Source organism: Flavihumibacter sp., assembly GCF_036676075.1.
In the GTDB taxonomy this organism is placed as follows: domain Bacteria; phylum Bacteroidota; class Bacteroidia; order Chitinophagales; family Chitinophagaceae; genus Flavihumibacter.
In genome coordinates, this window is record NZ_JAKFDQ010000006.1 from 387,357 (window position 1) to 412,603 (window position 25,247).

A 25,247-nucleotide genomic window follows, 5' to 3' on the forward strand; every position below is an offset into this window, starting at 1 on the left:
AATGAAAAAGGTAAAAGCTATAAGGCAACGTGATATCACAGATTGCGGTGCTGCATGTATTGCCTCAATACTGGATTACTACGGCACCTTCATTACGGTTAGTCAGATTCGGCAATATGCGGGAACAGATCAGCAAGGCACAAGTTTACTGGGATTGAAGGAGGCTGCAGAAACATTTGGATTGAGTGCAAGGTCTGTTAGGGCAAATAAAGATAATCTTCCCCTGGTTCAATTACCCGCAATCGCACACCTGGTGCTCAATTCAGGCTTGCAGCACTATGTAGTGATATACAGGCTAAGGAGATCAGGCGTTGAATATATGGATCCCGCAACCGGGAAAACTGTATCGGAATGCCTGGATCTGTTTCTTTCAAAATGGTCGGGGGTGATAATGATGTTTGCTCCACAGCCAGGCTTTACACCAAAGAACAGAAAACTATCTGTTTCTTCAAGATTCATGGAACTGGTAAGGCCACATTATCCAGATATGTTACAGGCTTTGCTGGGAGCCATCGTTTATACAGTCCTGGGATTCGCCACATCCATTTATATACAGAAACTCATCGACGATGTTATTGGTAATTCCAGTTTGGAGTTATTACATATGATGAGTTCTGTAATGATCATTCTCATTATTATCCAGGTAGTGATCGGTTTATGCAGATCGCTTATTGGATTAAAAATAGGACAGGCTTTGGATGCAAGATTGGTAACAGGATATTATAAACACCTCTTTCGTCTTCCTGTACGATTTTTTGACACAATGCGGGTGGGCGAAATTTTAAGCCGTGTGGGTGACGCAATAAAGATCCGGGTCTTCATAAATGAATTGGCTCTTAGCCTTATGGTAAGTGTCCTGATTGTATCGTTCACTATAGTTTTGATGTTTCTATACTATTGGAAGCTTGCTTTAGTTGTTATGGCAGTACTTCCGGTTTATCTTTTATTATATCATATTGCCGCAAAAACTAATCGAAAATGGCAGCGTAGCATAATGGAAAGGTCAGCTGAACTTGAATCATGCTTCGTTGAAGGGCTTCATAATGCTTCCACTGTAAAGCGGCTTAACCTGGGTGAATATGTGGTAGAACGAACAGAGGATAGTTTTTTCAGATTAATTAACACTGGATATAAGTCCGGACTTTATAATCTTTTCATAGGAACAAGTTCCGAATTTATCAATCGGCTATTGATCATCGTTGTACTATGGATTGGCGCCTGGTTTGTAATGAAGCAGGAATTATCGGCCGGAGAGCTTTTGAGTTTTTATTCACTGATCGGATATTTTACTGGTCCGGTCGCTTCACTAATAGGTTCGGGTAGAATGATCCAGGATGCGACAATTGCTGCAGAAAGATTATTTGAAGTGATCGATCTGGATGCAGAACAAATTGCAGGAGTACCATTATTAGAACTAAGTAGCCCAATGGGTGGTGACATTGTATTCAGTAATGTTTGTTTTAGTTATGGCCCCCGGAATATGATTTTTAATAATCTTGGATTCCGGATCAGGAAATCCAGCATCACTGCTGTGGTAGGGGAAAGTGGATGTGGGAAATCCACCATTATATCATTGCTATTGAATCTTTATCCTTTAAAGGAAGGAAAAATATTCATAGGTGATTTTGACATTACATATTATAGTCACAACAGTTTGCGGAATTATGTAGGAGTTGTTCCTCAACAGATTGATCTGTTTAATGGAACGATCATAGAAAACATTGCCATTGGTGATCCGGCACCTGATCTGGAACGAATAATTCAACTTTGTAGGAGCACAGGTGCAGACCAGTTTATTGAAAAAATGGCTGATAGTTATTATTCCAAAATAGGAGAGAAGGGGACTAACTTATCGGGAGGACAAAAGCAGCGGATCGGTATTACAAGAGCATTGTACAGAAAACCTGAGATATTGATTCTTGACGAGTCAACAGCTAATCTTGATTCATTAAGCGAAAGCCGGATCAATCAATTGCTCCAGGGATTAAAGAATTCGGGTACAACGATAATATTGATCACTCACCGCCTTAGAAATATAATTAATGCAGATACAATCCATCTTATAGAAAATGGTATGGTCAGGGAATCTGGAAGTCATCAGGAATTAATAGAAATGGGAGGCGCTTATTACAGTTATTGGTCAAACAATTCAGAATGAACTGATATGCTAAGGAAACTATTGAGGGTAATTGGCATATTGCTTAAGTGAGTCGAGCTGATCTTCTATGATCTGCTGCCAAAGTACTTGTTTGTCCCTGTGTCTTGAATGGTTTGTTTCCTTATCATACAACTGCTGGTAACCGGCCTGCTCCTGGGTGATTCGCTGATAGATAAGTTGAATATCTTTTTCCACCGTTGCGTGCCTGAATTTGTACTCGCTGAGAGCTTTATGCAATTTTCGTGTATATAACTGTGATATGTCGAAATGCCCTTGTTCATGGGCCAGGATGTATACCTTCTCTACTTTGGTCCATGATTTATGAGGATAAAAGATGCATTTCAACTGGTAGCTAAGTTCATTTTCATCATAGCCGTAGTTAATTAGAATAGAGGTACTTGTTAATGCTGCATTATCTGAGCTTTCAATAGGTGCGCCTTTGAAATCAGACCAGTTAAGGATACGACGATTGCGCCAGTTGATCGCCTCCTTCTCGGATCTGGGTGGGGTATGTGAAAGGGTAATTCTGGATTTATTGGGAATAGTAAATTTAGCCTGCTTCACCGGAGTATTTATAATTCCGATGCTTCCAAATATTATCATTAAGAAGGGTAGTATCATGAATAAACAATTTTATCCAGAGCAAAGATGCAAAACACCTCTTTCGGGTGGTGTGCGTGAATGCTAAAATATGGTAAAAAAATTCCGCCCCGTGAACGGGGCGGACTGCAAGCAACGTTTGAGACCGAAAACTATAAAACTAAACTTTAGGAGCAGCTGCTAAAATTTCAGCAGAAACCCCTGAAGCATACTTTTCGAAATTTGCCAGGAATTGATTTGCAAGGGCCTTGCACTTTGAATCATATGCAGAACTGTCTGGCCAGGTATTGCGTGGATTCAGAACATCTGAAGGAACACCGGGGCATTCCAACGGCATTTCCATTCCAAATACAGGATGTGTTTCATATTTAGATGTTTCCATTTTACCTTCCAGCACTGCTGTTATCATTGCACGGGTGTAAGACAGTTTCATTCTGTGACCTATACCATAGGGGCCACCCGTCCATCCGGTATTAACCAGCCAAACCTTTACATTATGCTTACGCAATTTTTCTCCCAGCATTTCAGCATATTTTCCTGGATGAAGTGGGAGGAAAGGAGCGCCGAAACAAGCGCTAAAGGTTGATTTTGGTTCTGTAACCCCTGCTTCAGTTCCTGCAACTTTTGCAGTATAACCAGATATGAACTGGTACATGGCCTGCTCTGTTGTGAGTTTGCTAAGAGGTGGTAAAACCCCATACGCGTCGCATGTAAGGAAGAAAACATTCGTTGGAATATTTCCCAGCGAAGGTTCCTGTGCATTGCTGATAAAATCCAAAGGATAGGATACCCGGGTGTTCTCCGTTATAGATCCGTCGTCAAAATTGATTCGGTTTGTTCCATCAAAAAACATGGTATTCTCCAGCAGGGCGCCCTGTCGTATGGCGTTATATATTTCAGGCTCTTTATCTTCGGTTAGCCCAATGCATTTTGCATAACATCCACCTTCAAAATTAAAAATATTGTCATCTGTCCAGCCGTGTTCATCATCACCAATGAGCTTTCTTTTCGGATCAGCACTTAGAGTTGTTTTGCCAGTTCCGCTCAGTCCAAAGAAAAGTGCGGTTTCACCATCCCTTCCCATATTTGCCGAACAGTGCATACTAAGTACATTCCGCTCCAGGGGTAATATATAATTCAGCACACTGAAGATCCCCTTCTTGGTTTCACCAGTATACCCGGTTCCTGCAATGAGTATTGTTTTATGCCGGAAAGAGATCACAGCAGCATTATGCTGACGAGTGCCGCATTCTGCCGGATCAAGCAAAAGGTCGGGTGCTGAAAAAATCGTCCATTCTGGTTTGAAGTTCTCCAATTCCTCTTCAGTAGGGCGAAGAAACATATTGTATGAAAAGAGGTTGATCCAGGGTTTTTCATTAACTATCCGGATATTCAACCTGTAACGGCTATCCGCACATGCATAAGCGTCGCGTACCCAGATTTCTGGACATTTTGCCAGGTAGTCGGTGATTTTCTTCTTTATTATGAAGAAATACTTTTCGTCAATCCCGATATTAAACTCATTCCAGTGCACTGTATTAGTGGTAAGATCATCCTTAACGATGAACTTGTCTTTTGGACTGCGGCCGGTAAACTCACCCGTCCTGATCACCAGTGCTCCCGTATCATTTAATACACCTTCACCTAAACGCAGTGTATCCTGGACTAATTCTTCCGGGGTTAACTGATAATGCACATTATCTGCTGCATGGAGACCAATGTTTACGAGCTGGTCAACAGGAAACATAATGGTAGGTACTGACATATTCGAACAATCGTTTGTTAGCGCAAATCTAGGGGTTGAAAATTAAGTGTACTAACAATGCGTCAATCTAACACTATAGAATTTGTTTAAAAAAACAGGCCAATCTTTAAATAATGTTCAGCAAAATGCTTGTATTTTGACTTAAAACCACATACTAACAACTGTTAGCTTGAATGATGGCTATTTTTTTATTTGTTCTATGAGTCAGTTTTTTTAACAATATCTGTCCATATCCACTTTTTTTCAGCAATAGCGAAAATCATGGTTATTTTAGCCACCCGAAATGTCTGAATATGAAATATTTGCCGCTGGATTCTAAGATATTTATTGAAAACAGGAAGAGGTTTATAAAGGAAATGGAAGCAAATTCCATAGCTATTTTCAATAGTAATGACGAGCTGCCCACAAATGGCGATGCACTCTTCAAGTTCAAGCAGAATTCTGATTTATACTGGCTAACCGGCATTGAACAGGAGGATACAATGTTGATTTTATTCCCCGCCAACCCTGATCCAAAATACAGGGAGATTTTAGTACTTGTGAGGCCAAACGAGATCAAGGAGAAATGGGATGGGCGACGCCACCGCCGGGAAGAGGCCACTGCCATATCGGGCATTAAAACAATTGTTTGGCTTGATAGCTTAGATGCCCTGTTGCAACCAATGATCCATCTAGCGGAGACTATCTATCTAAATACGAATGAGAATGACAGGAAAGCAAACCTGGTGCCTGTGAGGGATTATCGTTATGCGGAGGAAATGCGAATGCGATATCCGCTTCACCAATATCGTAGAAGCGCGCGTATACTTAAGGCACTTCGTGCCATAAAGACGCCCCAGGAAATTGTGGTAATGCAGCAAGCTGTTGATATAACGGAGAAGGCTTTCCGTCGATTATTGAAATTCATCCGGCCTGGTGTAATGGAATATGAGATCGAAGCGGAGATCTACCATGAGTTCCTCAGAAACCGAGCCACAGGTCCGGCCTACGGTAGTATTATCGCCAGTGGTGACAGGGCAAGGACACTTCATTATGTAAGTAATAATGAGGAATGCAGGGATGGTGAACTTATACTTATGGATTTTGGGGCAGAGTATGGCGGATATTGCGCTGATCTGACCCGCACAATTCCGGTAAACGGGAAATTTACAAAACGTCAGAAGGAAGTATACAATGCATGCCTTGCCTTACACAATTATGCGAAATCAATATTAAAGCCAGGCATAACAATTCTCAACTATACAGAGATGGTTGGAGATGAGGCTACGAAACAATTCCTGAAAATTGGTCTTTTAACGAAGGATGCTGTAAAGAATGAGGATCCTGAAAACAGGGCATATCGGAAATATCTGTACCATGGAATATCCCATCATCTTGGAATAGATGTTCACGACCTTGGTACACGAACCGAACCTATAAAAGCAGGAATGGTCTTTACGATCGAGCCGGGAATTTATATTGAAGAAGAACAAATGGGAGTCCGTATTGAAAATAATGTCTGGATCACCAGAACAGGCAATAAGGATCTATTCGAAAATATTCCAATTACTGCTGAAGAGATAGAAAAACTGATGAAAAAATAACTGCTTAAGTAAACCCTGAACAAAGCATGAAACAAATTCCGAATCTCTTTACCCTTTTAAACCTTGTTTTTGGCTTCATGGCAATAATTGTCATTCTTCAGAATGGCATAACCATGGTGAACGGATCAGCAGGGCAGTATATGGTTGATATGCCTGAAAAGATCTGGCTTGCATCCCTTTTCATAGCTATAGCCGCAGTTATTGATTTCTTTGATGGTTTCATTGCACGCCTGCTGAAAGCAAGCAGTGCAATGGGCAAACAACTGGATTCATTGGCTGACGTTGTGAGTTTTGGCGTGGCACCGGGACTGATCCTATACCAGTTTCTGAGGTTAAGTTTCGCTGCAGATGAGAATGGTCTTGATACCAGTTTTATTTGGTTACTGCCATCAGTCCTAATTCCATGTGCTGCAGCATACCGTCTCGCCCGATTCAATATTGATGAAAGTCAGTCATATGGATTTAAAGGCGTTCCGGTTCCTGCTGTCGGATTAGTAGTTGCCTCAATGCCACTCATCTATTGGAGTACAAATAGTGAAACAGTGATTAATATCCTGTCGAACAGATGGGTGCTTTATGCCATAATACTGGTATTAAGTTATCTCATGGTAAGTACATTGCCCATCATGGCATTGAAGTTTAAAGACTATAGTGTACAAAACAATATTCCTAAACTCATTATTCTCGCCATTGCAATAATTTCAGCTATTGTATTGAAATGGGCGGCCATGCCCGTTATTTTCCTTGCATACATTATTGTATCTTTGGCCCTCAAAAACCGAAAAGAATGACTTTCTCTGTACAGGTTAAAGTAATGCCCCTTAAAGAACTCCTTGATCCGCAGGGCAAGGCTGTTATGGGTGGATTGGGAAATCTTGGACTCAATGCAATAACTGATGTTCGCATAGGAAAAAACATTACACTCCAGGTTGAAGCGGCCAACGGGGATGAAGCAAGATCTATTGCTGAGCAGGCTGCAAAAAAACTTCTCGCAAATCCTGTAATGGAACAATTTGAGATCACCATCAATTGATCGTAAGAACCTTGTCCTTGCTCTAACAAAATTTCCCGATGCTCTACTTAGTTCCGTCGCCCATAGGAAACCTGCAGGATATAACACTAAGGGCTTTGGAAGTGCTGGGTACGGTAGATCTGATCCTGGCTGAGGATACACGGAATTCAGCGAGGTTATTAACACACTATAATATTCAGAAACCATTAAGTCCGTATCATCAGCATAACGAACATAAAGTTCTGCAGCATCTTGTTGATCAACTGGTGGGTGGAAAAAAAATGGCTGTATTAACTGATGCGGGTACTCCCGGCATATCTGATCCTGCTTTCCTGTTGGTCCGTGAATGCATTCGTCATGATATCCGGGTTGAGTGTTTGCCTGGGGCAACCGCTTTTGTTCCTGCATTGGTAAATAGCGGACTCCCGATCAACAGGTTTTGCTTTGAAGGGTTTCTTCCACCAAAAAAAGGAAGGCAGACAATGTTAAGGAAGCTGGCCTTAGAAGAGAGGACCATGGTCTTTTACGAATCCCCCATGAGATTGGTAAAAACATTAGAAGAACTCGCCTTATATTTTGGTGGTGAAAGGCAATGCTGTGTAAGCAGGGAATTAACCAAAATGTTTGAAGAGAATAAAAGGGGGACGCTTTTGGAAGTTGCGGGCTATTTCAGTGGCAAAACTGTTAAAGGGGAGATAGTACTTGTTGTTGCAGGTGTCAATTCTTAATTTTTATGATTTCATTATCAGGATGCATAGGATATTTGCATCGAATAAACCATAACAATCATGAGATCAGCGATCATCGCAATTTTATTTCTTTCATTTGTAGGCCTTCCCAAAGAAGGATGGGCACAGATCAGGAAGATTCCGGCAGTGGTCACCGATGCCTTCAAGTACAAGTATCGCAATGCGGAAAGTGTTGAATGGAAGGATAAGCTCACACATTATGTTGTATACTTCCAGATGAATAATGATCGTTATGAGGCTGGATTTAAAAATGATGGTACGTGGATAAGTTCACAGAAAGATATAAGCGAAGATGATGTTCCCGATGCAGTGGAAGAGGGGCTTTCAAAAAGTAAATATGCAGACTGGGAGATTGACAGTTATTACCAGCTAATTTATCCCGACGATCACCTTGAGTACCGTTTGCTTGTTCGCAAATCAGACCTGAATAAACGAGACCTTATCTTTGCATCAAACGGAAGATTATTAAAAGACAAGCTCACGCTCTGATATAATAAATATTATTAATGCTACGGGGTTCAGATTAATCTGAACCCTGTTTTTATTTATTCCATTATGCATTTTTACTGAAATTTACCGATCATCGCATCAATCTAACACATACAAGACAATGAAGTATTTTTTGTTATTACTATTTGTTGTTGGCAGCCTTAGTTTATCACATGCGCAAACCAGCGGTTGGCAACAGCGTGTCCGTTATAAGATGGACATCAATATGGATGTAAATACAAACCGGTTTACGGGCAAGCAACAACTGGAGTACACTAACAATTCTCCGGATACCCTTCACCGTGTATTCTATCATTTGTATTGGAATGCTTTCCAGCCCAACAGTATGATGGATGCCCGCAGTCGTGAACTCGGCAAGATCGTACATTCAAATAACCGCCAGGATTGGGATGGACGGGTTCGTGACCGTATACAGAATCTGAAACCTGAAGAAATAGGATACCAGAAGATCCTTTCATTAAAAATGAATGGTGTGGTTCAATCATTCAAGGTGCATGAAACTATATTGGAGGTTACGCTCTCAAAACCAATTTTACCTAAAACCAAGGTGGTTTTTAATATGGAATTTGAAGCCCAGGTGCCTTTGCAGATCCGTCGCTCCGGCAGGGATAACGCAAGTACTGGTGTACGTTATAGTATGAGCCAATGGTATCCCAAAATTTGCGAGTATGATTTTGAGGGATGGCATCCTACACCTTATGTAGCACGTGAATTCCATGGCGTTTGGGGTGATTTTGATGTAAAGATTTCAATTGATAGAAACTACATTCTTGGTGGTACCGGGTATTTACAGAATGCCCAGCAGATAGGGTATGGTTATGAAGCCCCTGGTTCCAGGGTAACCCGACCTGAGGGTTCGAAACTCACCTGGCATTTCATTGCGCCTGAAGTACACGATTTCATGTGGGCCGCTGATCCCGAGTTCAGGCACATAGTAAGAAACGTTCCTCAGGGCCCTACGATTCATGTGCTCTATAATTATAAGGAGAACGACACCAAAAATGATGAGGCATGGACGAAGATTGCTGATGCAGCGGTTCAGGTACTTCCGTTCATTGAGAAAAACTTTGGGAAATATCCTTATAAGCAATATTCATTTATACACGGGGGCGATGGGGGTATGGAATACCCGATGTCAACTTTGCTTAGCGGTCCAAGTTTGGGAACAGCTTTCCATGAATGGATGCATAACTGGTACCAGATGGTTCTTGCCACAAACGAAAGCCTCTATGCATGGATGGATGAGGGGTTCACTTCTTATGCAGAAAGCCTGGTGGATCGGTATTACCGGGATGTCAGTTTCGAAGAGAAGGTAACAAGGTCAGCCGATGGCACAGGTCCCCGGAGAATTGCTGATGAGAATTCAATGCAGAATCCGCATGCCGGAGCATACCAGAATTATTTTGCATTGGTACGCAGTGGTAAAGAAGAACCAATGACCACCCATTCAGACCATTATGAAACAAATTTCGCTTACAGTATCGCTGCTTATTCAAAAGGGGAGATCTTTCTTGAACAGCTGGGATATATTGTTGGTGCAGCAACGCGCGATCGAATTCTGCTTGACTATTACAATACCTGGAAATTCAAACATCCCAATGTCAATGATTTTATTAGGATTGCAGAAAAAAGGAGTGGTATGAAACTGGACTGGTACCGTGAATATTGGGTTAATACCACCAAAACAATTGATTATGGAATTGATAGTTTGTTCGAGACGGGTAATGAAACCCGTATCAGGTTGAAACGAAGCGGTAAAATGCCAATGCCAGTAGATCTTATGATTACATTCCGTGATGGTTCTAAAGAATTGCATTATGTACCTATGTACCTTATGTTTGGTGCTAAAGGGCTGGAAGATCCGAAAATGAACAAAAAGACATATGAAGCATGGAAGTGGACGCACCCCACATATGAGGTAAGTACATCAAGAAAGCTACAGGATATCGTAAAGGTGGAAATTGATCCATCTGGCCGTATGGCTGATGTGAATGCAAAAGATAATACACTAGAACTGAACTGGTGATCACCTGATTCATAATTATGATAATGCCGTTGCTTATGCAGCGGCATTATCATTTATGAAAAGCCAAAAACGGGCGGCGAATCAGTAGGTAAGGTTAATGATTAACAATATTTGAGGCATCCCTCTCTTGTTGCGACCCAAAAATACAGCGCATTTTTTTCCTGTATATACCACAAAGTGGGTATTTTATCGACCGAAATACTTGTTTACAGCTTCTACCCGGTTGCTAACATGGAGTTTTTCATAAATATGGTAAACATGTTTGCGAACTGTTTCACCGGTTATGAAAAGCTGGGCAGATATTTCCTTGTATTGTAATCCTTTAGCAAGAAGTTCGAGAATTTCCCTTTCCCTGTTTGAGAGAATGCCAATTGTTCCCAATGCTGTATTTGAGATTCCTGCAATTTCCGGCGTAACTGGTTTATGCTGAAAAGCAGCTACTACTTTGCGGGCAATCTGGGTACTCATGGGAGCCCCTCCTTCATTGAGTTCTCTAATGGCCTCCAGTAATTTGGCGGGCGAGGTTTTCTTGAGAATATATCCGCTTGCTCCGGCGCTTAGAGCTTCGAAGATCTTTTCATCCTCTTCATATACGGTACACATCATGAAAAGAATATCAGGGTTTTCGGGCTTCAGTCTTCTCACGCACTCAATACCACTCATTCCACCAAGATTGATATCCATCAATACTACTTTGGGCTGCAACAGTGGCATCTTGCTTATCGCTTCTTCAGCACTAGCAAAACTTCCCAACAATTGAAATTCTTCCGAAAGCTGAACAATCTCTTCAAGGGCGAGCCTTATATCATGAGTGTCATCTACAATACATACAGTAATAGCCATATTGCAAAGGTGCGGTTATATATGATTTCTGCAATACCACAAAGTGGTAATTGTGGAAAGTTACCGGTGCACATAAATCACATATTTTTCGCGGAAAAATTCTTCCGGGAAAAGACTGTACACTTCAATTAAACGAGGTCTAACACCGCTTTCTGAGATTTCCTGGGAGAGATCACCACCTTTAAGGCAGATTAGTCCCGATGCAGGATACTCTCCTTCTGAAGGGCGTTTCAGGAGTAGGGGCCGGCTCCACTGCCAGAGTGTTTTTAATGGTGCAACCGCCCTGCTCACAGCATAATCAAACTTCCGGTCGCGGATTTCTTCCACCCTGCCATGCCGGGTGGATATATTAGTTAAACCAATGGCATTTGCTACCTCCTTTACTACCGTTAATTTCTTATTGATACTGTCTGCCAGCAGGAATTCGGATTCGGGAAAAAAAATGGCCAGGGGAATTCCGGGAAACCCACCGCCAGTGCCAATATCAATTATTTTTGAACCAGGAGGAAATGAAAATGCTGCAGCAATACTTAGCGAATGCAATACATGGTTTTCATAAAGATGGTCTATATCCTTTCTGGAGATTACATTGATCTTACTATTCCATTCGAGATACAAATCTCCCAAAGCATTAAGTTGCTCTTTTTGCCCGGGAGTGAAATCAGTAAAATATTTCTCGATCAGGTCCAGTTTTGACGGGGTTTTTTCCATAATGCAGTTGCAAAGATGCAATAATAAAAGAACATCCATATATCATAGAGCCACCACCATGCCCATAGATCCTTTTCCCCCAGTTTGTTCATGGAGTGGTAATTTATCAGTGCCTGGCTGATAAATCGCAATCCAAAAACTGCGAGTGTAAGTTGCCAGTTGTATACCAATAGGCTTAAAAGGAATAGTGGATAATAAAGAAACTGGGAGAGGGTATACAATCCAAGTAAAAACCTGAAAATGGGACGATAGTATTTACCCGTAGTATAATGTCTGGTCTTCTGACGGTACCAATTTCCGAAAGTCTTTTCTGCTTCAGACAAAGTGAAAGCTTCAGGGTCAAGTACCACCTTTACATTACTTGCTGTTGCAACTTTGTTAATGAACAGATCATCATCTCCGCCGGGTAGGTGGTTGATGGAACTAAAACCTTTATTTTTCAGGAATAGTTCTCTTTTATAGGATAAGTTTCGTCCAACTCCCATATAAGGCATTCCAGCGAGCGCATATGAAAGGTATTGTTGTGCAGTATGAAATGTTTCAAAACGTATAAGCCTGTTCAATAAGCCTGGGCGTTTGTGGTAGGCCCCATACCCTAATACAATATCAACACCAGGTTCATAGGCGTCCTGCATTTTGAAAAGCCAGTGTTCAGAAGCGGGTACACAGTCTGCGTCAGTTAATAGAAGCACCTCATGATTTGCTTCTCTGATTCCCATCGAGAGAGGGTATTTTTTTCCTGGTATTCCTTTCGCCTCTTGCTCCAGATTAACTATTTCCAGTCCTTTGAATGTTTTCCTGAATTCTTCCAGGAGGTAGCGGGTATCATCCTGACTATTATGATTAACGACAAGTATTTCGTGCGTGCTGGGATATTTTTGGAACAAGACTCCGGGAAGGTTTCTGGCCAGGTTTCCAGCCTCATCCCGGGCGCAGATGACAACTGAAACCGGATGTTGCTGGTTTATAACTTTTGGCTTTTCCCTGAAAAACGCCAATCTGCTGAAAAATCCCCAATAATATAGGAGCTGGATAAAACTGATGACACAAAAAATAACGAAGGCGGTGAGCCGCCAGTCGAACTGAAGCTGCGATAAATCCATAAACATCTGGGCTTGGGGTGTTTTGTCTGCTGACTACAAAAATACGTTTAGGTTAAGATTATTGGCATGTGAATCATCAACAACTGGGGATAACTCCATCGCAGCCCCTACCTTTGCGGCCATGTCAGCACTTTCTTTCTGTCTCCAGCATCAGGATACATCGTCTAAAGCACGGGCGGGTATCATTACAACTGACCATGGCAGTATTCAAACGCCCATATTCATGCCCGTGGGTACAGTAGGTAGCGTAAAAGCAGTATCACAGCAGCAATTGCAGGATGAGGTTAAGGCTACAATCATACTGGGTAATACCTATCATCTTTATCTCAGGCCTGGAACGGAGGTATTACAGGCAGCAGGCGGATTACACCGTTTCAATGGCTGGGATCACCCTATACTTACAGATAGTGGTGGCTACCAGGTGTTTTCGCTGGCTGGTAACCGAAAGCTGACAGAAGAGGGAGCATTGTTTCAGTCGCATATAGATGGGTCAAAACATATGTTCACCCCCGAAAGTGTAATGGATATACAACGGGTGATTGGTGCAGATATCATTATGGCCTTTGATGAATGTCCGCCTTACCCCAGCAATTATGAATATGCCAGGAAATCTATGGAACTAACCCATCGATGGTTAAGCAGATGTGTTAACCGTTTGGCTGAAACTCCTGACCTATATGGATATTCGCAAAACCTCTTCCCGATTGTACAGGGTAGTACTTTTGCTGATCTCCGGAAAGCATCCTGCGAATACATTTCATCGAAAGGGGCAGTGGGTAATGCTATTGGCGGTCTTAGTGTGGGCGAACCAGAAGAGATGATGTATGAACTTACTGCACTCTGCTGCGAAAACCTGCCGGAAGATAAGCCCCGCTATCTTATGGGTGTAGGTACTCCCTGGAATATTCTGGAGAATATTTCCTTAGGGGTGGATATGTTTGATTGTGTTATGCCAACACGTAATGGTCGGAATGCTATGTTGTTTACCAGCAAAGGGGTAATAAACATAGATAATAAAAAATGGGAACAGGATTTTTCACCTATTGATGATGGCATTGATTGCAATTTCAGTAATTATTATAGTAAGGCTTATTTACGTCACCTGGTAAAAGCAAAGGAGATACTTGGATTAACGATTGCGAGTGTACATAATCTGGGTTTCTATCTCTGGCTTGTAAAACAGGCGCGTGAACATATTATAGCCGGAGATTTCCAACGCTGGAAAAATGAGATGATCCCTGTGCTTAAAACCAGATGCTGATCTTCTTAACCTTAATTCAACATATATTTCGCCTACTTTTGATTGTGGTAACAGAGAAATAATGAAGATCCTCGACTGGTATATATTTAAAAAATTCATGGTGACCTTCGTGTTCACCATACTGACGATTACCATTATTGCAATGGTTATAGATGCCAGTGAAAAAACAGATGATTTTGTTAAATCGGGGCTACCATTTACCGGGATTATCACCAAGTATTATTTTGGATTTATCCCCTTCATAATTTCAATGATCTTCCCACTGATAGTATTTATATCAGTTATATTCTTCACCTCTAAACTGGCAGGCAGATCTGAAACGGTTGCCATTCTCGCCGCTGGAATTCCTTATAACAGGATGTTACGTCCTTACCTGATGGGAGCGACCCTGCTTTCGCTATTAATGCTTTGGGCAAATGCATATGTGATTCCGAGAGCTAATGAGATCCATAGTTCATTTAAGCAGACATATATTGATAAGCATAGCACTTATTATGCGGGGCAGGGAGGGAGCCGGGATTTTTATTTCAGGGCCGATACCAACACTTTTGTTGGTATGAAATATTATGACACGCTCAATAAATCAGCCAGTAGTTTCTTTCTGGAAAAGGTAAAGGATAACCAGGTATTCTATAATCTGCGTTCAGATTACATAAGGTGGGATACAGCAACCCGCAAATGGCGTGCGGAAAATGCATTTGAAAGAAGGATTGACGGGCTGAAAGAAACAGTAGTTCGACACCAGTTTATCATCGTTGACCTGAATATGAAACCTGATGAATTACGTCGGGATGAATACATGAAAGATAAGTTTACAACACCTGAGTTGTATACATTCATCCAGCGGGAAGAACAGCGGGGAACAGAGGGACTTAATACCTATAAAGTAGAATTATACCGCCGCTTTGCAACACCGGTTTCTGTTTTCATACTTGCGATTATGGGAGTGGCCGTTGCAGCAAGAAAAACTCGGGGCGGTAGTGGGCTTCATATGGCATTTGGAATTGTTACCGCGGCATTATTCGTAGTGATGGATAGGTTTTCAACCGTTTTTTCTACAAAAGGCAGTTTCCCCCCCGCACTGGCTGCCTGGCTTCCAAATATAATATTCGCTGTGGTTGCCTGGTGGCTGTACCGGAATGCTCCAAAATAAATATCATTGGATTTTAATGGCTTACATACAGAACTGATAGCAAATAATCTTTGTTGTACCACTGACAATAGCTAATTTTATTGGTTATAGCCAGTCGGAAATTCTAACGATAGTACATATATAAATTGTTCTTCATGGACACATACAAAGAGAAATTCAAATCAAAAGCGGATGCGGCAGGAGCCGAAATCAAAGACCTACTGAAAGAGCATGGTAACAAAAAGATTGGGGATGTGCATTTATCCCAGATCTACCAGGGTATGCGTGGAATGACTGGATTGGTTTCTGAAACTTCTCTTCTTGACTCCCAGGAAGGAATTCGTTTTCGCGGTTACTCAATTCCCGAATTGCAGGTGAAGTTACCCAAAGCTAAAAATGGAAGTGAGCCATTACCAGAGGGACTTTTTCATTTGATGCTGTATGGTGAATTGCCAACTGAAGCTGATGTAAATGAGATGACAGCAAAATGGCAGCGACGCTCGCATGTACCCACCCATGTATTCAATACCATCGATGCTCTACCCCTCAGTACTCACCCTATGACAATGTTTGTTGTTGGGATAATGGCTCTTCAGACCGAAAGCAACTTCGCAAAGGAATACTCCAAGGGTATGAACAAGAAGGATTATTGGGATTATGCCTTCGATGATGCTATGGATCTTATTGCAAGGTTGCCAAGGATTGCCGCTTATGTATACAGGCGGAAGTATAAAAATAACGAGCATATTCAACCTAATGGTCTGCTTGACTGGGCAGGTAATTTTGCGCATATGCTGGGTTATGAGAATGAAGGCTTTCATGAACTCATGCGTCTTTATATGACAATTCATGCCGATCATGAAGGGGGTAATGTATCAGCACATACTACTCACCTTGTGGGTTCAGCACTAAGTGATCCTTATCTTAGTTTTGCAGCGGGAATGAATGGTCTTGCGGGTCCATTACATGGACTTGCAAACCAGGAAGTAATTAAATGGATATTTGAAATGCAGGAGCAATTAGGCACAGATAATCCATCTAAAGAGCAGATTGCTACATATGTGCAGGAAACCATTTCTTCCGGTAAAGTAGTTCCAGGTTACGGACATGCTGTCTTGCGAAAAACAGACCCACGATTTACAGCCCAGATGGAATTTGGTAAAAAGCATATGCCGGATGATCCCCTCTGCCAGACAGTATGGAATATATATGATACTGTGCCTCCAATTTTACAGAGCCTCGGTAAAATTAAAAATCCATGGCCTAATGTGGATGCACATAGTGGCGCACTGCTGATTCATTTTGGACTCAAAGAATATGAGTTTTATACCGTCATGTTCGGTGTTAGCCGTGCATTGGGGGTTATGGCCAGCCTGATATGGAGCCGTGCACTTTCTTTCCCACTGGAAAGACCAAAATCTGTGACCACCGAGCTTGTAAAAAAATGGCTTAAAGGTGAGGAAGAAGTTTGGGGTGAATAAGACAGCATTTCCCCTAACAAATAGTAAATCCGGCTTTGACCGGATTTTTTTCTATAAAGACCACTTTGAAAAAATTTAACAGCATAAGATTTGGCTAAACGATGTTCAAACATTAATTTTGCCTTATCATTAAAACTCAAACATTATGGCAACCTGGAAAATTGATAACAATCACTCTGAAATTGCATTTAAAGTAAAGCATCTGGTAATTTCTACGGTAACTGGAAAATTCACCAGTTTTGATGGAACAATAGAATCTGAAAATGATGATTTTAAAGATGCTAAAATTGACTTTACAGCTGATATCGATAGTATCGCAACCGGAAACGAACAAAGAGATGGACACCTTAAATCTGCAGATTTCTTTGATGCAGGAAGTCATCCCAAATTAGAATTTCATTCAACTTCTTTTACACATAAATCGGGGAATGATTACCAACTAACAGGTGATTTAACCCTTCGAGGTACAACAAAGCCTGTAACACTTGCGGTAGAGTTTGGCGGTATTCAGAATGATTTTTATGGGAATACTGTGGCTGGTTTTGAATTATCAGGCAAAATCAACCGTCAGGATTATGGGTTGGCATGGAGTGCGGTTACAGAAGCAGGAGGCATTGTAGTAGCTGATGAAGTTAAACTTCTCATCAACGTTGAGGTTATAAAGCAGTCTTAAGAGGTCGCATTCCTTATATATTTTATCCGATTTTTATTCCCGCCTATTGGCGGGAAATTTTTGCTGGTATCGAACAGGGTTCTATATTTGCAATCCCTGTTTAAGGGGATATGTTCTTAATATTGGGGAATTAGCTCAGCTGGCTAGAGCGCTTGCATGGCATGCAAGAGGTCACCGGTTCGACTCCGGTATTCTCCACTATATTCAGGGAATGCGATTGCATTCCCTTTTTTATGCTTACTAATGGCATTGTTTGCTTTCGCTGCCACAATTTTGGAAACCGATTTCCTAATTATATAATATCACTCTTCTATTTATACTTATTTTTGAGATATTATTGGTCCTTGCGTATATTATTTACCATACTAGCATTTGTTTACCTTTCCCTAAGTACAGGAATCGCATTAAACCTCCATTACTGTATGGGCAAATTGGCCGATTGGAGCTTGTTTGAACCGAGTAATAATAACTGCTCTGAATGTGGTATGGATATTCATTCTTCAGAGAGCAAAGGTTGTTGTGATAATGAAGCAAGTTTTGTAAAGTTGGAACAGGATCAGAAAAAAGCAGCTGAAAATCTGTTTGCCACTTATGAACCTATTATTAATGAGGTTCATTTCTCTTATTTTATTGGTGAAAAAGTATTTTTTGTAGAAAAGCGCATACCCAACTCCAATGCGCCACCCCGAACGGTTAGTCATCCAATTTTTCTTTTTATTGGGTCCATTCGAATTTGATAAAATCTTCTTACGGTAATATAAATATTGCCGTAGTGCATAATCCTGCCATCTATTTTATCTCCCTAATTTCCAATTATGGTACATGGTCTCATCGAATGGAGCCTGCGTAACAGATATATAGTCTTGTTATTGTCGCTTGGCCTTTTCATTGCCGGAATATTTGCTATAAAGAAAAATCCGATCGATGCTATTCCGGATCTATCAGAGAATCAGGTAATAGTGTTCACTGAATGGATGGGTCGTGCGCCCCAGCTGGTAGAAGACCAGATCACCTATCCACTGGTTACAAACCTACAAGGTCTGCCACGAATTAAGTATGTACGGGGATCATCAATGTTTGGAATGAGTTTTATCTATGTGATCTTCGAAGATGATGTTGACATCTACTGGGCACGTGAAAGAGTTTTGGAAAGGCTTAGTACCGTCAGCAGGAGTCTTCCACCTGGCATAAGTCCGCAGCTCGGGCCGGATGGTACCGGCGTTGGTCACATTCTTTGGTATACACTTGATGCTGAGAGTATGGACCTTGGAGAACAGCGAGCTATTCAGGATTGGTATGTCCGGTTTGCATTGCAAAATGTACCTGGGGTTAGTGAGATTGCTTCCTTCGGTGGATTTCAAAAGCAATACCAGGTTACAATTCAACCAAATAAACTGCTTTATTTCAAATTATCCATTTCAGATGTAATCGCGGCAATTCGTTCAAACAATAATGAAAGTGGTGGTAGGAAATTTGAAATGAGTGATATCGGATATATCATCAAAACGAGTGGCTACCTCAAATCGGTTGAGGAGATTGAAAATATACCAATCTCAAATAATGGGGGAATACCTGTTCGTGTGGCTGATATTGGAACCGTACAAATGACGGGAGAATCAAGGCTTGGAATTTTTGATCAGGATGGGGAAGGGGAAAAGGTTGGTGGAATTGTTGTGATGCGTTATGGAGAAAACGCTTCGGAGGTAATTGACCGTGTAAAAGTAAAAATGGAGGAGATTTCACTTGGCCTCCCTAAAGGTGTGAAATTCGACATTGTTTATGACCGGGGAGAACTTATCAAAGAGTCGATTTCCTCCATTAAGACAACACTCGTTGAAGAAATGATAGTCGTGTCTCTTGTTGTAATTATATTTCTTTTCCATTGGCGTAGCGCCCTGAGTATTATCATACAGATACCCGTCACCATAGCAGCCAGTTTTCTTCTTCTGAATGGTTTTGGCATCTCCTCCAACATTATGTCTCTGACGGGAATAGCACTTGCAATTGGTGTAATTGTGGATAATGGGATTATAATGAGTGAAAATGCCTATAAACACCTTGGAGAAAAATATGCAAACTGGTTAAAGACCAACAAGCCATCTAAAAATTGGATCACTGAAGAGGAACGTTTACAGACCATAGAAAAGTCGAGTAAACAGGTGAGCAGAGGTGTATTCTTTGCAACTGTTATCATCATTACATCCTTTCTTCCGGTTTTCATGCTCACCGGGCAGGAAGGCAAAATGTTTCACCCCCTGGCATACACCAAGACTTTTATAATGGTTGTGGATGCATTGCTGGTTATTACACTTGCACCGGTACTAATATCCTTTTTTATGAAAGGAAAATTCCGCCCCGATAATGCAAATCCGGTGAATCGGTTACTAGAACGGATTTATGAACCCATAATCCGATGGGTATTAAAATGGAGAAAGACGACCATAGCAATCAACATAGTAGCTCTTTTAATAACTGTGCCTCTGATGATGAGGGTGGGAACTGAATTTATCCCTCCGCTTGATGAACAAAGCATTCTCTTCATGCCAGTCACGTTACCAGATATCAGTAATGGTGAAGCAAAGCGTATTCTGCAAGTACAGGATAAAATAATTAAATCAGTACCTGAAGTAGAAAAGGTTTTAGGAAAGGCTGGTCGTGCCAGTACTGCAACCGACAATTCACCTATAAGTATGATTGAGACCATTATTATGCTTAAGCCAAAAGATCAATGGCGGGAAGGGGTTACTAAAAAAGATATTATTAATGAGCTGGATCGGAAGCTTCAGATTCCAGGTGTTGTAAATGGATGGACCCAACCTATCATCAATCGCATAAATATGCTATCAACCGGAATCCGTACTGATGTCGGCATTAAAGTTTTTGGGCAGCATCTGGATACTATCGCATCGGTTTCGGAAAAAGTTAAACACTCGCTTGAAGGAACTCCTGGCATAACTGATCTGTATGTTGAACCTATTACCGGGGGGAAATATATGCATATTGAACCTGACAGGACATCATTGGCAAGATTTGGTTTAACGATTGATGATGTGAACTCCACCGTTGAAGCTGCACTGGGAGGCAGTGCAATTGGTCAGACAATAGAAGGACGCCAACGATTCAGTATTAATGTAAGACTTGCACAGGACTACAGAAACAGTATTGAAAGAATCAAGCGAATACCACTGCAAAGCAAGGCTTTCGGTGAAGTGGCACTTGGGTCTGTGGCGAATGTATCTCTTCAGGATGGTCCACCCATGATTAATTCTGAAAATGCTTTATTACGTGGGGCCGTAATGTTTAATGTGCGTGACCGTGATCTCGGAGGAACAGTAAAAGATGCGATAGCTAAACTCAATAATGAAAAGGGAATTCTTCCGGAAGGATATTACCTTGAATGGAGTGGGCAATATGAAAATCTAATAAGAGGACAACAGACCTTATTATGGATTGCCCCCATTGTTCTTCTCATAATTTTCTTCTCGCTTTATTTCGCTTTTCATTCCCTTAGGGAAGCTTTTTTAAGTCTTATCACAGTACCATTTGCTCTTATAGGAGGTGCTTATATGATTTATTTGTGGGGAGTGAATCTTTCTGTTGGTGTTGCGGTAGGATTTATAGCACTTTTTGGTATCGCAGTTGAAACGGGCATTGTAATGGTAATTTACCTTAATGATGCAATGCAGCAGTTAGTGGCAAAGAAAGGAAACAGTGCAGCTTCTATTACAAAGGACGATCTGCGAGAATATGTGGTAATGGGTGCGGCCAAACGATTAAGACCTAAACTCATGACTGTATGTGTATCCCTTTTTGGATTGGTTCCCATTTTGTGGGCCACCGGAGTAGGTACCGATATTATGAAGCCTATTGTTCTTCCCATGATAGGAGGTGTACTTACTTCTTCAACCCATATACTATTGGTTACCCCCCTTATTTTTCTGATCACCAAAGAATATGAATTAAGGAAATATAAAAAAATTGAGATCCATGAAACGAATCATTAATGTGGCTATTTTAATCATGGGCATTCAAAATATTGGTGCTGCTCAGGATTCACTAAAATTGAGCTTGCGGGCGATATTGGAAAGAATTGATAGCAATAATATATTATTGAAATCATATGATCTGAAGGCCCGTAGTTATCAGTTTAGTGCAGAGGCATCTACTGCATGGATGGCTCCCATGGTTGGTGCGGGAACCTTTATGTATCCGTATTCAAAACCAATGGATGATAGGGATAAGGGTTCATTTATGATTAAACTGGAGCAGGAAATTCCCAATCCCGTTAAGCGGAGGGCCAAAAAAGCATTTATACAAAGTAAAGGAGAGATTGATCTGGCTGAAAGGGTTATTACATTGAATGACCTCAAAGCAATGGGCAAGAAACTTTATTATAACTGGGTAGTGGCAGAAAAGAAACGTGGCATTTTGGAAAAGAATGAAAGGATACTGGAAACAATGAAAAAAATTGAAGAGGTGCGATATCCATATAATCAAAGCTTATTGGGAAATATCTTTCGCGCTGAGGCTCAGATTGAACAGAACAGGAATATGCTTACAATGTTGGAGGGTGAGATTAATAAAAGCAGGGCATATCTCAATAGCCTCATGAACGAAAGAGGAGATTTTATTTTCACTATCGATACCACCAGCCTTCCTGAGTTTAAAACCAATCTGAATGATACTGCTTTTTTATCTTCATTGCGTGGAGACATTAAAAAGATGGATGTATCAATTCAATCAATGGAGTTGAATATTCAATCCATGAAATTAGAACGTAAGCCTGATTTCAGGATAAGCTATGATCATATGACTCCGCGTGCTTCAATGATGCCCAATGCATTCAGTATTATGGCAATGGTAAGTATACCCATTGCACCGTGGGCATCGAAAATGTACAGGAATGATGTCAAAGCTATGCAGCTAACTATTGGCGCCATGCAGAATGAGCGATCAGCTATGCTTCAGGAAACACAAGGAATGCTTTATGGGATGCAGTATGAAATAATATCCATGCAGGCTCGCATCAATGCAATGGAGGTAAAGATTTTGCCAGCATTGCAGAAAGCATTTGATGTGAATTATTTATCCTATCAGGAAAATAAGCTTCCTCTTACAACCCTTATTGGTGATTGGGAAGCATTATCAATGATGCAGGTAAATATTGCAGACGAGAAGGCTAAACTCTATCAAATGATTGTAGACTATGAAAGGGAATTATATAAATAGCATTGGTTTATTGATTATAATGTTGTTAGCGATAGCTGGTTGTAATCAAAAACCAGCCGCGACTGATGCCTATAAAGGCCATCAATTCAACCTGGATACTTCAGTAGGCCACCTTTTAAAACCAGTGAATGAAAGGGTGGTTTCTAATATTCCTGTGGTATCGGCTGTAAAAGGGCCTAAGATTTTAATTCAAACCGTACCGGGTATCATTGATTATGATTCCCGTAACACTATTACTCTGTCTAGCAGGGTAAGCGGGCGAATTGAAAGGATGAGGGTTCGTTTCAATTATCAACCTGTATCGAAGGGTGAACTCCTTATGGAAATTTACTCGCCTGATTTGGTAGCTACACAGCGTGAACTATTATACCTGGTCAAGTCTGGGTCAGATGAACGATTGGTGAAGAGTGCCAAGGAGAAACTTTCACTACTTGGTATGACTTATTCGCAAATTAATGATGTAATCAATAAAGGACAACCGCAATATCGGATTGGCGTTTATAGTCCAGCCACCGGCTATATTCTTGAATCTAATTCCGCTGGAGCCGCAAGAGAAGAAGTCCTCACAGCGGGGCAGGCAACAAATGGAATGGACGGAATGGGTGATGATGTGGTAGATATAGGTGGAGTCTCTTCCATCACACCAGATCTTTTTCGCAATACACCAATCCTAACTAAAGAGGGGGAGTACCTGACTGCCGGCGAACCGGTTTTCAATATTTACCAGAATCATGGATTAATCGCCCGTTTCAGTTTTAATAATCAATTGGCTTCGTATATCCATAAGAATAGAAAAATGATGATCTGGGCATTGTCTGATTCGCTTAATACACATAGGGTGAAAGTTGGATTTGTGGAGCCTGTTGTATTAAATGGGAGGTCCTTTTCGGAAGTTCGTGTTTACATGGATAAAAAAGATTTCCGTCCAGGACAGATAATGACTGCATTAATAGCATATACAGTTAATGATGGCTGGTGGCTGCCACGAAAAGCCGTTTGGGATCTTGGCGATAGGCAAGTCATATTTCACAAAGAAGGAAATGTGTTTCTGCCAAAAGAGATAAGGACAGGAGTTAAGGATGATGAATGGGTTCAAATACTGGACGATATCAGTTCATTAAGAGTATCATCCAATGCCTGGTTTCTGGTGGATAGTGAAAGCTTTATTCCTACTATAGAAAATAACAATTAATGAAACGAAAATCATTTTTGAAAGTTTCGCTTTTTGCGTTGTTAGAATTTACGATGATATTATCTGCATGTAACGATCAAAAAGCAAATCAGGCAGAAGCTATGCCTGATAATTTTACCTGTCCCATGCATCCACAAATCATACAAACCAAGCCAGGTACCTGTCCTATTTGTGGTATGGACCTGGTTTTATTTGATAGGAATAACCAGGAGGCAAAACTTATTTTAGATAAGAATCAACAGGCACTGGCAAATGTTCATGTTGCGGTAATTGGATCAGGCAAAATTGGCAGCCAAACAATGCTTAATGGCAGGCTGGTTAAAGATCCACAAAGTAATGCGGTTGTCAGTAGCAGGATAGCAGGTCGTTTGGAAACACTATATATAAAAGAACTTGGTGTAAACGTTTCTAAAGGGCAACCCCTCTACCGGATTTATTCCGAACAGCTAATGAGTTTACAACAAGAGTATTTGCTTGCACGTGCCCAGTCGGTCGCTTTTAAGGATGATAAGCGATTCAACGATATTGCGGCAGCCGCCGAACAACGTCTTATGTTATACCAGCAAACAGAAGCGCAAATCAGTCAACTCATCAAGTCGGGTAAACCCGAACCATATTTTACGTATTTTTCACCGGTCAGTGGAAAAGTTTCAGAGCTTTCTGTAACACAGGGACAATATGTAGGTGAGGGAACTACACTTATGGAAATCGAGAATTATGACAGGCTTTGGGTAGAAGCAGATATTTATCCTTCAGAAATTATTCAAGTTAGAAAAGGTATGATATTTCAGGTTATAGTGGGGGGTAATTCAGGAACTAAAATGCCAATGCGGGTAGAGTTCATTGAGCCCGCCATCGATCCAAAAACACAGGTAATCCGGATTCGGGGTACTATAGCTAATCCCAATAAATTGTGGCAGCCAGGATTATCCGCCCAGGTGATTCTGCCCGGTAAAGCATCAAAGGAGTTAATTACCGTGCCTTCCAATGCAATTTTGCGGGATGGGGCTTCAACGCATGTATGGAAGGAAGAGGAGGCTAATACTTTTGTGCCAGTTGAGGTGGTGGTAGGTGAGGAAGGAATGAATGGCACGGAAATAGTAAAGGGACTTCAGGTGGGTGATAGGGTAGTTGTAAGCGGAGCGTATCTGTTATACAGCGAGTTTATTCTCAAAAAAGGCAGGCATCCGGTAATGCAGCATTAATATTTATTAATTCA

The 25,247-nt window shown here is 41.2% G+C and carries 21 protein-coding genes and 1 tRNA gene; 17 read left to right on the top strand and 5 right to left on the bottom strand.

All coding sequences use genetic code 11. From position 1 onward, the window contains the following. Position 1: 1 nt before the first annotated feature. Complete coding sequence (locus V6M43_RS01720; protein ID WP_332732318.1) at positions 2–2,158, top strand: peptidase domain-containing ABC transporter; 2,157 nt, start codon at positions 2–4, stop codon at positions 2,156–2,158. Positions 2,159–2,176: 18 nt separating this feature from the next. On the opposite strand, the gene V6M43_RS01725 is transcribed toward V6M43_RS01720, so the two are convergent. Next, complete coding sequence (locus V6M43_RS01725; RefSeq protein ID WP_332732319.1) at positions 2,177–2,779, bottom strand: DUF922 domain-containing protein; 603 nt, start codon at positions 2,777–2,779, stop codon at positions 2,177–2,179. Between the two features lie 139 nt (positions 2,780–2,918). After that, the gene (pckA, locus tag V6M43_RS01730) at positions 2,919–4,523 is read right to left on the bottom strand and encodes a phosphoenolpyruvate carboxykinase (ATP) (protein ID WP_332732320.1); all 1,605 of its coding nucleotides are present in this window, start codon (positions 4,521–4,523) and stop codon (positions 2,919–2,921) included. A gap of 293 nt (positions 4,524–4,816) precedes the next feature. Between pckA and V6M43_RS01735 the strand changes: the two genes are divergently transcribed. From V6M43_RS01735 to V6M43_RS01760, 6 genes are all read left to right on the top strand, one after another. After that, positions 4,817–6,106 (top strand): aminopeptidase P family protein, encoded by a 1,290-nt coding sequence (locus V6M43_RS01735; RefSeq protein ID WP_332732321.1) that lies wholly within the window; start codon positions 4,817–4,819, stop codon positions 6,104–6,106. A 26-nt stretch (positions 6,107–6,132) separates the two neighbouring features. Next, complete coding sequence (locus V6M43_RS01740; RefSeq protein ID WP_332732322.1) at positions 6,133–6,897, top strand: CDP-alcohol phosphatidyltransferase family protein; 765 nt, start codon at positions 6,133–6,135, stop codon at positions 6,895–6,897. Continuing rightward, positions 6,894–7,139, top strand: coding sequence for a phosphoribosylformylglycinamidine synthase subunit PurS (purS, locus tag V6M43_RS01745; protein ID WP_332732323.1), 246 nt, complete (start codon positions 6,894–6,896; stop codon positions 7,137–7,139). Before V6M43_RS01740 ends, purS begins: the two co-directional genes overlap by 4 nt. Before the next feature lie 38 nt (positions 7,140–7,177). Next, positions 7,178–7,846 carry a 16S rRNA (cytidine(1402)-2'-O)-methyltransferase gene (rsmI, locus tag V6M43_RS01750; RefSeq protein WP_332732324.1) on the top strand — a complete coding sequence of 223 codons (669 nt, stop codon included), beginning with the start codon at positions 7,178–7,180 and terminating at the stop codon, positions 7,844–7,846. A gap of 60 nt (positions 7,847–7,906) precedes the next feature. Beyond that, positions 7,907–8,356, top strand: a complete 450-nt coding sequence (locus V6M43_RS01755) for a PepSY-like domain-containing protein (protein WP_332732325.1) — start codon at positions 7,907–7,909, stop codon at positions 8,354–8,356. Between the two features lie 121 nt (positions 8,357–8,477). Beyond that, the gene (locus V6M43_RS01760; RefSeq protein WP_332732326.1) at positions 8,478–10,403 is read left to right on the top strand and encodes a M1 family metallopeptidase; all 1,926 of its coding nucleotides are present in this window, start codon (positions 8,478–8,480) and stop codon (positions 10,401–10,403) included. A gap of 186 nt (positions 10,404–10,589) precedes the next feature. Here V6M43_RS01760 and V6M43_RS01765 read toward each other — a convergent pair whose 3' ends face one another. The 3 genes from V6M43_RS01765 to V6M43_RS01775 are packed head-to-tail and all read right to left on the bottom strand — an operon-like array spanning position 10,590 to position 13,060. Beyond that, positions 10,590–11,246 (bottom strand): response regulator transcription factor, encoded by a 657-nt coding sequence (locus tag V6M43_RS01765; RefSeq protein ID WP_332732327.1) that lies wholly within the window; start codon positions 11,244–11,246, stop codon positions 10,590–10,592. A gap of 60 nt (positions 11,247–11,306) precedes the next feature. Next, positions 11,307–11,957 carry a 16S rRNA (guanine(527)-N(7))-methyltransferase RsmG gene (gene rsmG, locus V6M43_RS01770; RefSeq protein WP_332732328.1) on the bottom strand — a complete coding sequence of 217 codons (651 nt, stop codon included), beginning with the start codon at positions 11,955–11,957 and terminating at the stop codon, positions 11,307–11,309. After that, positions 11,927–13,060 carry a glycosyltransferase gene (locus tag V6M43_RS01775; protein ID WP_332732329.1) on the bottom strand — a complete coding sequence of 378 codons (1,134 nt, stop codon included), beginning with the start codon at positions 13,058–13,060 and terminating at the stop codon, positions 11,927–11,929. Before V6M43_RS01775 ends, rsmG begins: the two co-directional genes overlap by 31 nt. A gap of 121 nt (positions 13,061–13,181) precedes the next feature. On the opposite strand from V6M43_RS01775, the gene tgt reads away from it, so the two are divergent. The 10 genes from tgt to V6M43_RS01825 all read left to right on the top strand — a co-directional run bounded on the left by tgt (position 13,182) and on the right by V6M43_RS01825 (position 25,233). After that, positions 13,182–14,321 carry a tRNA guanosine(34) transglycosylase Tgt gene (tgt, locus tag V6M43_RS01780; RefSeq protein WP_332732330.1) on the top strand — a complete coding sequence of 380 codons (1,140 nt, stop codon included), beginning with the start codon at positions 13,182–13,184 and terminating at the stop codon, positions 14,319–14,321. A 61-nt stretch (positions 14,322–14,382) separates the two neighbouring features. Further along, on the top strand, positions 14,383–15,474 hold the full coding sequence (locus tag V6M43_RS01785) for an LptF/LptG family permease (protein ID WP_332732331.1): 1,092 nt from the start codon (positions 14,383–14,385) through the stop codon (positions 15,472–15,474). A 134-nt stretch (positions 15,475–15,608) separates the two neighbouring features. Next, a complete protein-coding gene (locus tag V6M43_RS01790; protein WP_332732332.1) occupies positions 15,609–16,934 on the top strand; it encodes a citrate (Si)-synthase, eukaryotic in 1,326 nt (441 codons plus the stop codon). A gap of 145 nt (positions 16,935–17,079) precedes the next feature. Further along, positions 17,080–17,607, top strand: coding sequence for a YceI family protein (locus V6M43_RS01795; RefSeq protein WP_332732333.1), 528 nt, complete (start codon positions 17,080–17,082; stop codon positions 17,605–17,607). A gap of 124 nt (positions 17,608–17,731) precedes the next feature. Further along, a tRNA-Ala gene (locus V6M43_RS01800) sits at positions 17,732–17,805 on the top strand. Positions 17,806–17,840: 35 nt separating this feature from the next. Next, positions 17,841–18,344, top strand: a complete 504-nt coding sequence (locus V6M43_RS18285) for an HYC_CC_PP family protein (protein WP_442902310.1) — start codon at positions 17,841–17,843, stop codon at positions 18,342–18,344. A 78-nt stretch (positions 18,345–18,422) separates the two neighbouring features. Next, positions 18,423–21,611 carry an efflux RND transporter permease subunit gene (locus V6M43_RS01810; RefSeq protein WP_332732335.1) on the top strand — a complete coding sequence of 1,063 codons (3,189 nt, stop codon included), beginning with the start codon at positions 18,423–18,425 and terminating at the stop codon, positions 21,609–21,611. Further along, positions 21,595–22,836, top strand: a complete 1,242-nt coding sequence (locus V6M43_RS01815; RefSeq protein ID WP_332732336.1) for a TolC family protein — start codon at positions 21,595–21,597, stop codon at positions 22,834–22,836. The genes V6M43_RS01810 and V6M43_RS01815 overlap by 17 nt, the downstream gene beginning before the upstream one ends. A gap of 19 nt (positions 22,837–22,855) precedes the next feature. Further along, positions 22,856–24,028 (top strand): efflux RND transporter periplasmic adaptor subunit, encoded by a 1,173-nt coding sequence (locus V6M43_RS01820; protein WP_332732337.1) that lies wholly within the window; start codon positions 22,856–22,858, stop codon positions 24,026–24,028. Beyond that, a complete protein-coding gene (locus V6M43_RS01825; RefSeq protein WP_332732338.1) occupies positions 24,028–25,233 on the top strand; it encodes an efflux RND transporter periplasmic adaptor subunit in 1,206 nt (401 codons plus the stop codon). Before V6M43_RS01820 ends, V6M43_RS01825 begins: the two co-directional genes overlap by 1 nt. Positions 25,234–25,247: the final 14 nt, after the last annotated feature.

What these genes read in the sequence shown, in the direction of transcription:
- V6M43_RS01720 (WP_332732318.1), top strand. Translation starts at nt 2, where the DNA reads ATGAAAAAGGTAAAAGCTATAAGGCAACGTGATATCACAGATTGCGGT.
- V6M43_RS01725 (WP_332732319.1), bottom strand. Translation starts at nt 2,779, where the DNA reads ATGATACTACCCTTCTTAATGATAATATTTGGAAGCATCGGAATTATA.
- pckA (WP_332732320.1), bottom strand. Translation starts at nt 4,523, where the DNA reads ATGTCAGTACCTACCATTATGTTTCCTGTTGACCAGCTCGTAAACATT.
- V6M43_RS01735 (WP_332732321.1), top strand. Translation starts at nt 4,817, where the DNA reads ATGAAATATTTGCCGCTGGATTCTAAGATATTTATTGAAAACAGGAAG.
- V6M43_RS01740 (WP_332732322.1), top strand. Translation starts at nt 6,133, where the DNA reads ATGAAACAAATTCCGAATCTCTTTACCCTTTTAAACCTTGTTTTTGGC.
- purS (WP_332732323.1), top strand. Translation starts at nt 6,894, where the DNA reads ATGACTTTCTCTGTACAGGTTAAAGTAATGCCCCTTAAAGAACTCCTT.
- rsmI (WP_332732324.1), top strand. Translation starts at nt 7,178, where the DNA reads ATGCTCTACTTAGTTCCGTCGCCCATAGGAAACCTGCAGGATATAACA.
- V6M43_RS01755 (WP_332732325.1), top strand. Translation starts at nt 7,907, where the DNA reads ATGAGATCAGCGATCATCGCAATTTTATTTCTTTCATTTGTAGGCCTT.
- V6M43_RS01760 (WP_332732326.1), top strand. Translation starts at nt 8,478, where the DNA reads ATGAAGTATTTTTTGTTATTACTATTTGTTGTTGGCAGCCTTAGTTTA.
- V6M43_RS01765 (WP_332732327.1), bottom strand. Translation starts at nt 11,246, where the DNA reads ATGGCTATTACTGTATGTATTGTAGATGACACTCATGATATAAGGCTC.
- rsmG (WP_332732328.1), bottom strand. Translation starts at nt 11,957, where the DNA reads ATGGAAAAAACCCCGTCAAAACTGGACCTGATCGAGAAATATTTTACT.
- V6M43_RS01775 (WP_332732329.1), bottom strand. Translation starts at nt 13,060, where the DNA reads ATGGATTTATCGCAGCTTCAGTTCGACTGGCGGCTCACCGCCTTCGTT.
- tgt (WP_332732330.1), top strand. Translation starts at nt 13,182, where the DNA reads ATGTCAGCACTTTCTTTCTGTCTCCAGCATCAGGATACATCGTCTAAA.
- V6M43_RS01785 (WP_332732331.1), top strand. Translation starts at nt 14,383, where the DNA reads ATGAAGATCCTCGACTGGTATATATTTAAAAAATTCATGGTGACCTTC.
- V6M43_RS01790 (WP_332732332.1), top strand. Translation starts at nt 15,609, where the DNA reads ATGGACACATACAAAGAGAAATTCAAATCAAAAGCGGATGCGGCAGGA.
- V6M43_RS01795 (WP_332732333.1), top strand. Translation starts at nt 17,080, where the DNA reads ATGGCAACCTGGAAAATTGATAACAATCACTCTGAAATTGCATTTAAA.
- V6M43_RS18285 (WP_442902310.1), top strand. Translation starts at nt 17,841, where the DNA reads ATGCTTACTAATGGCATTGTTTGCTTTCGCTGCCACAATTTTGGAAAC.
- V6M43_RS01810 (WP_332732335.1), top strand. Translation starts at nt 18,423, where the DNA reads ATGGTACATGGTCTCATCGAATGGAGCCTGCGTAACAGATATATAGTC.
- V6M43_RS01815 (WP_332732336.1), top strand. Translation starts at nt 21,595, where the DNA reads ATGAAACGAATCATTAATGTGGCTATTTTAATCATGGGCATTCAAAAT.
- V6M43_RS01820 (WP_332732337.1), top strand. Translation starts at nt 22,856, where the DNA reads ATGTTGTTAGCGATAGCTGGTTGTAATCAAAAACCAGCCGCGACTGAT.
- V6M43_RS01825 (WP_332732338.1), top strand. Translation starts at nt 24,028, where the DNA reads ATGAAACGAAAATCATTTTTGAAAGTTTCGCTTTTTGCGTTGTTAGAA.